This is a genomic window from bacterium (assembly GCA_023228325.1).
Classification (GTDB): domain Bacteria; phylum Auribacterota; class UBA6266; order UBA6266; family UBA6266; genus UBA6266.
Genome location: JALOBK010000004.1, coordinates 1 through 8,998 on the forward strand (window position 1 = coordinate 1; position 8,998 = coordinate 8,998).

The following is an 8,998-nucleotide window of genomic DNA, read 5'->3' on the forward strand; positions in this document are numbered from 1 at the left end:
TTTCTCTTAGGCATGTAATTCATACATTTCCTCTAAAAATAAAATTTATAACAAGTATATAGATTGAAACAACCAATACACTCATTACAAATATAACATATATTTATATTTTATAATCAAAAAAAAGGATAGCATGGCTATCCTGTTGAATTTGATGTCAGCGTTTTCAATTTCTCTCATCTCCCATTTTGATCAAACCCGAGTGGGCAACTTTCCTTCTCCTCCTCTTTCTGCATACGCTCAGAAACAATCTTTCTGTATAGGAGCATGGAGTTGATAGCCGACCTTAACACAAAATATTCGTTGTCCGGGTGGTCAGCATCAGTCTCAATGATCCCCGCTAGATCCTTCATGTTTTTGATCATCTGTTCCTTTTTGTCCTCCACAATAGAAATGTTCTTTTTCCACCATGGATCTTTCAATAATTCTTCTAGCATCACATCGTGAAAAATTTCAGTCATTGCTTCCATGTCTTTTTTGAAATCGTAATTTTTCTGTTCCATGTTTACTCCTCCGTTAATTTTACTTAGACAATCTTTACTCCATTTCCACCAAGGATGTTTCTGGAAATACTGCTTTCTCATCCATCCCTTTAAACTGAACTGTTTTGTGACATATTGGGCATTGACAATTGTCCACTACAATACCAACCAACCCACAATACTCCATGCTTGGTTCTTCATTTGGATCGTGTGATTCAGTTGGTCCTATGACTCTAACAAGTTTTGGGATGGACATTATTCCTCATCCTCCTTTTTTAATTCTTCAATAAATTTCATGCTGAAATAGATAATGAAACACAAGAGAAACGTAAAGATAAAAAGATCACCGGGCGATGTTAAAAGATCCATTAATGACATATTTCCTCCTCTGTTTTAAAGATTAGATAAATATATTCACCATTCTCCACTTTCCTCCCATTTAATATTCTTTGCTTTTTTTGTAAAAATCCAAGTAGTTATTTCTGGTCCTAAATTTGCATCTTTTTTGGAATAATATTTTCTTAATCCTTCAACGAGAGAATTGTTATCTATCCCAATGCATATGCAATCTTTTGAGACAATTGCATGCAATCCATCTTCTTCATATTTTCCATAACATCTTCCACATTTACATTTTCTTGTTTCTCTTTCTAATTTAAAAATATCTTGACAATTTGAGCATAAAACTAATTTCAAAATAATCCTCCACAAAATAAAATGAAATTTAAACTATACATAATAAACATATATGTGGTTTTATAGACAAAAAAAAGACAGATGGTATTCTGTCTTTTCATTCATTTTACTATTCTTTTTCTGAAAATCTATATCTCCTGTTTAGCTCCATCATTCTTTCCATATATTCAACATCGTCTATGGATGTTTTATTTATGATTTCTTTTTCTTTTTCATAATCAGATATCATTAGATTCAGCCCCCATATCTTTTTCTATTGCACTAATTTTGCTTAAATCCCATTCACCCATTTTTGCAAATTCCTTGCAGAATTCAATCATTGTGGTTGTTTTAGGACTAATAACATCATCGGACACATATTTTTCAATTTCAACAGTAAGAATTACTTTGAACACGAATATTATCTCCTCTTTGGTGGATTAGGTCTTGGGCCATATAAGAGATCCCGAGTTATATTTTCTGCTTGCTCTGTTGTATCGGCGCATTCCCAGCAAATATATTTTGTTGGTCTTTCAAAGTTATTTGTTACTTTAAATCCTTTTCCTTTCAAATCTTTACATTTATCGCAGGTAAATGCAACAAACCAACATTTATAAGGACGTGCCTCAATCTTCCGGATGTAACACATCATAATCTTTCTCTTTCATTTTATTTACTTCGCGCATCAAGGATTTTATTGATAATATTTCATCTTTAAATTCTTCGGTATAAATATTTTTCAGATTATTTAAAACACCTTTTCTTTCTTTTTCAGTTTTAATCGTGAAAGAATGATCATTGGTTCCAAGTGAATATATGATTTTGAATTCTTTAATGCCATGTGATATTTGTATACCATTCTTGAGATATTTAATAATATTTTTCAGATTATTTTTATACTCTATTTTTTCATTTAATATTTTTATTATTTTTTCGTATTCATCGATTTTGACGTTCACATTTGTCTCCTTTGTTGGGGATGGCGCGCCCGAGATGGTTCGAACATCTAGCCTTCAGTTTAGAAAACTGTTGCTCTATCCGGTTGAGCTACGGGCGCGTGTTTGAGAATTAATTATCTTTTATGCTACGGGCATAAAATGCCCAATACCTGGAAGAGGACATCCATTTTCGGTAGGAGTTTTATTAGCATCAATAAATTTCATATTCCCGATTTTGCTTTGTAACTTGCACCATCTGCATCCGTTAGGATCGGTTGCCAACCCATAAAGGAAAGGACAATATGAACATCCTATGACTTTTATATATCTATAATCAGAACCTTCATTAATTTTATCCGTATCTTTAATCTCACCCATTATCCAACCTCTTTCTATTTTTTTCACTCAATCTATTAGTGTTTCTCAATTCTTCTAACCATTTCAAACCGTGTTCTTTTATATATTCCTTTAATTCTTTATTTTCCATCAACCCAATAAATTCTTTTTCTTCTTCTTTTGTTCTACTATCAATCATAAGATGCATCATTCTTTTTCTTTTCTTTTCTAATATTTTTTTGGATGTTGACATCTCAATTATCTCCTTTTTCTGTTACCAGCATATAATTCACCTCCATATCTTTAACTGTTAAAATTCCATGGTCTTGGTATTTATCTTTTTGGTGTTCCGCTAATTCTTTTGCTTCTTCTATTGAATTAGCATCAATTTCCCATGTTAGATTTTTTGTTAATGATAATTCAGCAATATATTTCATTTTTCACCCATCACAGAAACAATATCATCCATCTCATCAGAAATGGTGTTTAAAAAATTTTTTTCTGTATTACATTTTTCATTTTCATACCAATCAAAATATTTATCTACTTCTTCTTTGTTATGATGAGCATCCCTATCTGCAACCCATGCTTCTGATGTCATTCCATTGTCTTGGGGGACATTCATTTCATTTCCGTCATAATCAATAATTAAAACTTCTGTATCTGCTTGATCGGATATTATATTTTGAATTAATCCGCCTTCAACAGTAATTAAAACTCTCATTGTTATCTCCTAAAAAAATTAAAAGAGGATATAGAAATTAAATCTATATCCTCTCGATAATAATAATATCAAGCAGTTTTCTGTTTCTCTTTTTCCTTTTCTGCAACTTCACTTTCATATCCATTATACATCCAAGTTGAGAAGCAATGATCACATTTCAAAATATGATCAATGACAATGACCTCTTTCTTTCTGCATCTAGGACATATAACCGCTCCTCGTTTCATGTATTCTTTTTCCTTATGCAATCCAATCAATCATTTCAGAAAATTTATTCCAGTTTTTAATTGTTTCTGGTAAATATTTCTGAAATTCCTTATCCACAAAAACATATTGTTTTACCAATCTGTCAATGGTATATTTTGGACTACAAAAGGAGTTTCCACCTGGAATCATTCTTAAAATTTCAATCATTGAAAAATCTTGAATATCTTTTTCAAAAATTTCTTTTTTTATTTGAATATCTGTTCCCATTGATGTTTCATTTATAACATATGCAACAATATAAATTTTTTCAGTTCTTTGACCAACACATTTATCTTCTTTTATTTGGATCAGCAGATGTGTCGTTCCTGTCGCCATTCTTCCAATATCTGGATTTTTTCTCATAAATTGTTCTTTGTCGATATCATGTATCCCATATTCAAATATTTGTGAACATGAAATAATTTGACCTTCTTGTATAGATGAATTTCCAAACATTTTTTACCTCTCCTAAGTTGTGAATTTCTTTAACTCTCCGCAATTCTTGCACTTGAGAATAACAATATGTGTTTGTATTGTTTTAGTATGTGTTTTTATATATGCTTCTTCCGATATCGTCTGATAAAATAACGAGCCGGAAAATTCTGGTTCAATTGGATATGTGCTTGTTATTATTTTGTCACTTACTGTTTCCCAATCATGTTTACATTTATCTTTAAAAAACCATCCCATTCAAGTCCTCTTTTCTTTTATTTTAAATATGGTGATGTTTCTTTCTTGTTAATGGCTTCTTAATTTTATTTTTCTTCATTTTGATTATAGTTCTATTTAGTTTTGTGATTCTATTTTCAAGATCAATATTTCTTTGTAGGAGTGCCATTCCAAAAGCACCTTCTATTGTTTTTGACTTTCCTTCAAACACTTCAGAATCATCATTGTTTCTTTCGTTTAATTTTACAGCGATTGCATTTTCATCATCATATCTTTCGATTTTCACATTCAAATTTCTTTTGATCACAGTCGCAATCATTCTGGATAATTCACCAGGATTTCTCATTTCTTACAAACTCCTTTTACTTTCCAGATTACATAAAAAGAAAATAACCGAAATCGTCATACATACAAAGAGGTATGGAAGAACGTCTTTTGCAACACCAGCCCATTGCATAGAATCTGGAGGAACTAGTCTCCATCCTTGTTGGATAAGAATTTCACAGGTGCTCATCATTTTGACTTTTCCTTTCTTATTTCACTTAGAAATTTCAAAACTTATATGTGTTCCACATCTTGGACACGAAAAGTTGTTTATGTATTCAACCTTATTTGGTTTAAAAGAAATAATCCCATTCATTATAGATTCTGATAATTCTATTGCACATCCACATTGACATCTCAATTGTATTTTTACAAATTCACATGAATGTTCAAAAGTATTTGATTTTTTTTCTAATGTATTTTGTGTAGCCGTGTTTTCTTTTTTTCTTATATTCCAAGCATTAGCAGCTTCTTCTTCACTTGGACATTTCGGTCCCATAGCACCACAGTCACGACAGTACACGCGCCAGTATGGTTGCTCATTGGTGTATGTATAACATCTTTTTCCTTTGCAGAATGGGCATGATCTTACCTTGTATTCTTTCACAATGTCCTCCTAGATCTATCTTAATATATTTTTCAATATAATTTTAGGAGATTTCATTTCTAAACCTACTGCCACATAATTGGATGTATCAGAGATTGCATTCATTAGTTCCTCTTTTGTACATAATCCTTTGTCCACCATAATTTTTGCTAAAGCATATGTGACTGTCTCTACACATGAATTACCGAGTTGTGAATGCATAGATTCAGATAGTATGCGTGAACATTCAGAAAGATTATCAAATGCTTCTTTTGTTTTTATCGTATTATCACACAATTTATCTATATCTTTTTTAATATCATCAAGCATCATTCGCCGCCTTTCAATTCTTCAATTTCACGCAGCTTGTCAAACCATTCGATGCTTCCCGTGTTTCTGTCCAGCAGACACCTGCCTTGCGATTCGAGTTCGTCAAGATATCGCTCCCGTTCGTCCATCACTCACCTCTCTTCCTCTGATCTTTCTTCAATATTATTCAACCTCAACAATATCCTTGCATTTTTCCTTATTCTTCCTACAACATCAGGATAATCTTTCTTTTCTCTTCCATACGCTATAAGGAGATTGACAACCATTGAATGCATCAATTGTTTATATGCGATTTCCAATTCTTCTTTTGTTTTTAAATTGCAAGTTATATGTGGAATATCAATTTTTATCAATGATTCTTTAATACCATTGCATACAGTGCACATCGTTTGATAATTTTCCAATTGATCTTTTCCACCTTTTGCTCTCGGAATGATATGATCTTTTGTAAATAATATTTCTTTTCCATTAAAGAACCCATATAGATTCAAATGATATGTCGTTTGTCCATTTGGTTTTTCAAAATAAAAAACTTTTCCTTCTAATCCACAACAGACACATTTTAATCCTTTTGATTTAAATAATTGATATCGCTGTGAATTTTTTAATTTGTGTCCTTTTAATTCAAAGGAATGATCTTCTTTTCTTACCCCAACTCTAACTAATGGAAATAATTCTTCTGGTAAAACTGGAGTATTTTCTAATCTAACCAACATCATTTAATCCTTTCTTATTCCTATTAAAAATGAACATGCATTTCCATTCCCCGTATCTTATCTATTAACATATCACGAAGTGCTCCGGCTCCTATTTCTTTAGTTATAATGCCTAATATTTCTTCTTTTAGTACAAGTTTATTCAATATTGTACGAACTTCATTTCGCGTAGTATTTCGCGCACATGCATCTATTTCCTTTTTCAATTCTTCTGAATTTCGGATATATTTTATTACTGTTTTTTCTATCGCTTCATCCACCCACTTTTTGATAATATCCCTGGTTATTCCAAGATCATTATGTAAATAATTCTTAAATTCAATGTACTCTCTTTTAGGTAATTGATTCATTTTTACTCCTTCTTAATTTTCACAAATCCTAACTCTTTTGCTTTCATATATGCAATGGCCAACGGGTAATTATACCAATCTTCACATTTGGATTCTACCTCGGCAATTATCATTCCACTTCCATATTTTTCTACACTACTTCCATATCTTGCAATAACGGTTGGTCTCCCATGTGGGCAATAATATAAATCATATTTTCCTTTATAGTTTTCATTTTTCATTTTGATTGTTCCCATGTATTTACATTTCTTGCAGTCATGAGAATGAACTGGTTTTTTTAGCATTTTAATGCTTTTCATAACTTTTTCTTCATAATATTTTTTTATTTCTTCTGATGTCATTTTTTCTATTTTTTCTTTTTCAAATCTAATGGGAAATAAGTATTCCATTATTTTGTTGTAAGTCTTGAAAATTTTTTCTTTCATCATAAACCACCCGAATAAAATTTTAGATGATGCACCATCAACATATAAAATATATATGTATTTCTAGTGCACATGAAAACTAAAAAAAATATGAATCTAAATTATCTTGAACATAAACAAACGATTTGAATTAGTATCCATGGAGGGGGTTTAATGGATAAGGTTAATGGGTCTTTGGATCTAAGTAAATTATTTGGATACGAGTCTAGAATTTTAGCATTAGAAAATGAGGTCAAGGATCTAAAAAAGGTAATTAAACAATTAACAGGGGATATAATATTATGTAAAGGAAGGAGAAAAAAAGATGCAGTCATTAATTGATAGTCTATTTAGTGGATATGAAGATGATAAAAAAAATCACGATCATCTATCAACAATTGTGAATTATGATGAATCAAAAATAAAAATAAAACCATATGAATATGAAATTCCAGAATTCGGTGGAGGTTGTGTTAGTTATTCAGAGGAGCATATATGAAAATTATTTATGAAGACGAATATAAAGGTGCAAAATATAGATTGATATGCAATTATGATTTAGCTGATAGAGAAAATATATTTATTTTTGAGAAAAGCACCGATAAAGATTCAATGGGAGATTATAACTGGGAAAGAATAAATTTTTTACCTTTTATAATTCCAATTAAAGATAAACCAGAATATAATAGAATATTTAAAATAGTAAACGCAATTAATGAATCACAGCATAAATTTGATATGATAAAAAATGGGTTAATTTTAGAATAAGGAGATCTAAATAATGAGTTGCCATAAAAAAATAAAAAATTATAGAATTGTAATCGTGAATTGGTGTATTTTCCTATTTGGTATTATATTTGGAATTTTGATAGCTTTAAAAAATCTAATTGAATATTTTTTTTCCACATATTAAAAAAACACTTATGTATATAAGTGGGGAGTGTGATTATGACTAAGAGAGAGAAATTATTATTGTCTATTTTTGTTTTGCTTATTTCGTTTTCTATTGCTTGGGCAGATGTTGAAATTTTGAAATGTAAAAAAGAAATAAGGGATCTTAAAGTTGCTAATGAAGAATGGGTTGAAACATATAAATTATTATGTAGTCATTTGGACAGATTTATGATTCCAGTGGTAGAATATAATAAATTGAGCAAAACTATGTTTTTATTTGATGAACAATTGGATAATATTAAAAGTTGTTTATGGGATGCTAGTGAAAGATTTAAGAATTTAGATTATACATTGACAAATAGATTTAATGAAACAATAAATGCGTTAAATGATCTTGATGAAAGATTAAAAGAAGTTGAAGCAAAAAAATAATTTATATCCTTAAGGAAAAAGAAAAGGCTTTTAATCAAGCCTTTTCTTTTCTATTCCAATCACAAATTCACAATTTTCAAATATTCTCTCACTGATTTAGGAACGTATTTTTCATATGTGTAATTTCTCATTCTGTATAATTCTCTTATCAATGAAGAATTTAATATTACAAGTTCTGGATCTGATGGAAGAAATATTGTTTCAATTTTAAAATGTTCTGATAATTTTTTGTTAGTCATCGCCATTTGAAATTCATAATCAAAATCAGAAGATGTTCTTATACCTCGAATAATATATGGTATTCTATTTTCTTTTAAAAAATCAACCAACAATCCAGAGCATGATACAATTTTAATATTTTTCAATTCTAGTTCTTCAATTGTTTTTGTTATCAGCAATCTTCTTTTTTCACAATCAATCATTGATTTCTTAGACGAATTATTAAATAATCCAATATACAGTGTATCAAATATTTTGCTTGATCTTTTGATGATATCAACGTGTCCATTGTGAATAGGGTCAAATGTTCCTGGATAGATTGCAATTTTTTTCATGACCTCTCCCTATTGATCAGTAGACATATGATCCACCAAAGCAGTACTGAGTGCCAGTAATCCACTGATAAGGACAATTCTCCTTTGTATCTAAAGGTTAGTGATATAACCATATCCTGAATAATTATAATACCAATCAGAATGTTGCTGGTAAGAAGCCACTTGTTTTCCTTCATTTAATTAACCTCAATTTCTTGCCCACGTTGTAAGAATCCAGCAAAACCATCTTCATGTGCATTTTGGGTTGGATTATCTTGATAATGTATTAGCCATATTTTTTCTTTTATTTCCGCTGGAAGTGTAATAAGATCGGTATAATGTGCATGTACATCAGATTT

General features: G+C 30.2%; 22 protein-coding genes and 1 tRNA gene. 4 read left to right on the plus strand and 19 right to left on the minus strand.

The window, feature by feature from the left end; genetic code table 11:
- Positions 1–176: 176 nt before the first annotated feature.
- From M0R36_09910 to M0R36_09995, 18 genes are all read right to left on the minus strand, one after another.
- Positions 177–503, minus strand: coding sequence for a hypothetical protein (locus M0R36_09910; GenBank protein ID MCK9556112.1), 327 nt, complete (start codon positions 501–503; stop codon positions 177–179).
- Positions 504–537: 34 nt separating this feature from the next.
- Positions 538–738 (minus strand): hypothetical protein, encoded by a 201-nt coding sequence (locus M0R36_09915; protein ID MCK9556113.1) that lies wholly within the window; start codon positions 736–738, stop codon positions 538–540.
- A gap of 158 nt (positions 739–896) precedes the next feature.
- Entirely contained in the window at positions 897–1,178 is a 282-nt protein-coding gene (locus M0R36_09920) for a hypothetical protein (GenBank protein ID MCK9556114.1), read from the minus strand.
- Positions 1,179–1,396: 218 nt separating this feature from the next.
- Positions 1,397–1,573: a hypothetical protein gene (locus M0R36_09925; protein ID MCK9556115.1), complete on the minus strand. Its 177-nt coding sequence runs from the start codon at positions 1,571–1,573 to the stop codon at positions 1,397–1,399.
- Between the two features lie 210 nt (positions 1,574–1,783).
- Positions 1,784–2,116: a hypothetical protein gene (locus tag M0R36_09930; GenBank protein ID MCK9556116.1), complete on the minus strand. Its 333-nt coding sequence runs from the start codon at positions 2,114–2,116 to the stop codon at positions 1,784–1,786.
- A 21-nt stretch (positions 2,117–2,137) separates the two neighbouring features.
- Positions 2,138–2,214: transfer RNA gene (locus M0R36_09935), tRNA-Arg, on the minus strand.
- Positions 2,215–2,236: 22 nt separating this feature from the next.
- Positions 2,237–2,473: a hypothetical protein gene (locus M0R36_09940; GenBank protein ID MCK9556117.1), complete on the minus strand. Its 237-nt coding sequence runs from the start codon at positions 2,471–2,473 to the stop codon at positions 2,237–2,239.
- A complete protein-coding gene (locus M0R36_09945; GenBank protein MCK9556118.1) occupies positions 2,466–2,684 on the minus strand; it encodes a hypothetical protein in 219 nt (72 codons plus the stop codon). Before M0R36_09945 ends, M0R36_09940 begins: the two co-directional genes overlap by 8 nt.
- Position 2,685: 1 nt before the next feature.
- Positions 2,686–2,868 (minus strand): hypothetical protein, encoded by a 183-nt coding sequence (locus M0R36_09950; protein MCK9556119.1) that lies wholly within the window; start codon positions 2,866–2,868, stop codon positions 2,686–2,688.
- Positions 2,865–3,155 carry a hypothetical protein gene (locus tag M0R36_09955; protein ID MCK9556120.1) on the minus strand — a complete coding sequence of 97 codons (291 nt, stop codon included), beginning with the start codon at positions 3,153–3,155 and terminating at the stop codon, positions 2,865–2,867. Before M0R36_09955 ends, M0R36_09950 begins: the two co-directional genes overlap by 4 nt.
- 240 nt (positions 3,156–3,395) lie before the next feature.
- A complete protein-coding gene (locus M0R36_09960) occupies positions 3,396–3,857 on the minus strand; it encodes a hypothetical protein (GenBank protein MCK9556121.1) in 462 nt (153 codons plus the stop codon).
- Positions 3,858–3,869: 12 nt separating this feature from the next.
- Positions 3,870–4,091 carry a hypothetical protein gene (locus M0R36_09965; GenBank protein MCK9556122.1) on the minus strand — a complete coding sequence of 74 codons (222 nt, stop codon included), beginning with the start codon at positions 4,089–4,091 and terminating at the stop codon, positions 3,870–3,872.
- Positions 4,092–4,113: 22 nt separating this feature from the next.
- Positions 4,114–4,416 (minus strand): hypothetical protein, encoded by a 303-nt coding sequence (locus tag M0R36_09970; GenBank protein MCK9556123.1) that lies wholly within the window; start codon positions 4,414–4,416, stop codon positions 4,114–4,116.
- A gap of 192 nt (positions 4,417–4,608) precedes the next feature.
- Complete coding sequence (locus M0R36_09975) at positions 4,609–5,001, minus strand: Lar family restriction alleviation protein (protein ID MCK9556124.1); 393 nt, start codon at positions 4,999–5,001, stop codon at positions 4,609–4,611.
- A gap of 15 nt (positions 5,002–5,016) precedes the next feature.
- Positions 5,017–5,313, minus strand: a complete 297-nt coding sequence (locus M0R36_09980) for a hypothetical protein (protein MCK9556125.1) — start codon at positions 5,311–5,313, stop codon at positions 5,017–5,019.
- Positions 5,314–5,441: 128 nt separating this feature from the next.
- Entirely contained in the window at positions 5,442–6,029 is a 588-nt protein-coding gene (locus M0R36_09985; protein ID MCK9556126.1) for an HNH endonuclease, read from the minus strand.
- Between the two features lie 20 nt (positions 6,030–6,049).
- Positions 6,050–6,376, minus strand: coding sequence for a hypothetical protein (locus M0R36_09990; protein MCK9556127.1), 327 nt, complete (start codon positions 6,374–6,376; stop codon positions 6,050–6,052).
- 2 nt (positions 6,377–6,378) lie between these two features.
- The gene (locus tag M0R36_09995) at positions 6,379–6,804 is read right to left on the minus strand and encodes a hypothetical protein (GenBank protein ID MCK9556128.1); all 426 of its coding nucleotides are present in this window, start codon (positions 6,802–6,804) and stop codon (positions 6,379–6,381) included.
- Between the two features lie 150 nt (positions 6,805–6,954).
- On the opposite strand from M0R36_09995, the gene M0R36_10000 reads away from it, so the two are divergent.
- From M0R36_10000 to M0R36_10015, 4 genes are all read left to right on the plus strand, one after another.
- Entirely contained in the window at positions 6,955–7,122 is a 168-nt protein-coding gene (locus M0R36_10000) for a hypothetical protein (GenBank protein MCK9556129.1), read from the plus strand.
- Entirely contained in the window at positions 7,106–7,279 is a 174-nt protein-coding gene (locus tag M0R36_10005) for a hypothetical protein (protein ID MCK9556130.1), read from the plus strand. The genes M0R36_10000 and M0R36_10005 overlap by 17 nt, the downstream gene beginning before the upstream one ends.
- Entirely contained in the window at positions 7,276–7,548 is a 273-nt protein-coding gene (locus M0R36_10010) for a hypothetical protein (protein ID MCK9556131.1), read from the plus strand. The genes M0R36_10005 and M0R36_10010 overlap by 4 nt, the downstream gene beginning before the upstream one ends.
- A gap of 180 nt (positions 7,549–7,728) precedes the next feature.
- The gene (locus tag M0R36_10015) at positions 7,729–8,106 is read left to right on the plus strand and encodes a hypothetical protein (GenBank protein MCK9556132.1); all 378 of its coding nucleotides are present in this window, start codon (positions 7,729–7,731) and stop codon (positions 8,104–8,106) included.
- A 59-nt stretch (positions 8,107–8,165) separates the two neighbouring features.
- Here M0R36_10015 and coaD read toward each other — a convergent pair whose 3' ends face one another.
- Positions 8,166–8,660: a pantetheine-phosphate adenylyltransferase gene (coaD, locus tag M0R36_10020; GenBank protein MCK9556133.1), complete on the minus strand. Its 495-nt coding sequence runs from the start codon at positions 8,658–8,660 to the stop codon at positions 8,166–8,168.
- Between the last annotated feature and the right edge of the window lie 338 nt (positions 8,661–8,998).

Excerpts from the sequence above, each read along its gene's own strand:
- M0R36_09910 (MCK9556112.1), bottom strand. The coding sequence starts at position 503 with ATGGAACAGAAAAATTACGATTTCAAAAAAGACATGGAAGCAATGACT.
- M0R36_09915 (MCK9556113.1), bottom strand. The coding sequence starts at position 738 with ATGTCCATCCCAAAACTTGTTAGAGTCATAGGACCAACTGAATCACAC.
- M0R36_09940 (MCK9556117.1), bottom strand. The coding sequence starts at position 2,473 with ATGGGTGAGATTAAAGATACGGATAAAATTAATGAAGGTTCTGATTAT.
- M0R36_09945 (MCK9556118.1), bottom strand. The coding sequence starts at position 2,684 with ATGTCAACATCCAAAAAAATATTAGAAAAGAAAAGAAAAAGAATGATG.
- M0R36_09950 (MCK9556119.1), bottom strand. The coding sequence starts at position 2,868 with ATGAAATATATTGCTGAATTATCATTAACAAAAAATCTAACATGGGAA.
- M0R36_09955 (MCK9556120.1), bottom strand. The coding sequence starts at position 3,155 with ATGAGAGTTTTAATTACTGTTGAAGGCGGATTAATTCAAAATATAATA.
- M0R36_09960 (MCK9556121.1), bottom strand. The coding sequence starts at position 3,857 with ATGTTTGGAAATTCATCTATACAAGAAGGTCAAATTATTTCATGTTCA.
- M0R36_09965 (MCK9556122.1), bottom strand. The coding sequence starts at position 4,091 with ATGGGATGGTTTTTTAAAGATAAATGTAAACATGATTGGGAAACAGTA.
- M0R36_09970 (MCK9556123.1), bottom strand. The coding sequence starts at position 4,416 with ATGAGAAATCCTGGTGAATTATCCAGAATGATTGCGACTGTGATCAAA.
- M0R36_09980 (MCK9556125.1), bottom strand. The coding sequence starts at position 5,313 with ATGATGCTTGATGATATTAAAAAAGATATAGATAAATTGTGTGATAAT.
- M0R36_09985 (MCK9556126.1), bottom strand. The coding sequence starts at position 6,029 with ATGATGTTGGTTAGATTAGAAAATACTCCAGTTTTACCAGAAGAATTA.
- M0R36_09990 (MCK9556127.1), bottom strand. The coding sequence starts at position 6,376 with ATGAATCAATTACCTAAAAGAGAGTACATTGAATTTAAGAATTATTTA.
- M0R36_09995 (MCK9556128.1), bottom strand. The coding sequence starts at position 6,804 with ATGATGAAAGAAAAAATTTTCAAGACTTACAACAAAATAATGGAATAC.
- M0R36_10000 (MCK9556129.1), top strand. The coding sequence starts at position 6,955 with ATGGATAAGGTTAATGGGTCTTTGGATCTAAGTAAATTATTTGGATAC.
- M0R36_10005 (MCK9556130.1), top strand. The coding sequence starts at position 7,106 with ATGCAGTCATTAATTGATAGTCTATTTAGTGGATATGAAGATGATAAA.
- M0R36_10010 (MCK9556131.1), top strand. The coding sequence starts at position 7,276 with ATGAAAATTATTTATGAAGACGAATATAAAGGTGCAAAATATAGATTG.
- M0R36_10015 (MCK9556132.1), top strand. The coding sequence starts at position 7,729 with ATGACTAAGAGAGAGAAATTATTATTGTCTATTTTTGTTTTGCTTATT.
- coaD (MCK9556133.1), bottom strand. The coding sequence starts at position 8,660 with ATGAAAAAAATTGCAATCTATCCAGGAACATTTGACCCTATTCACAAT.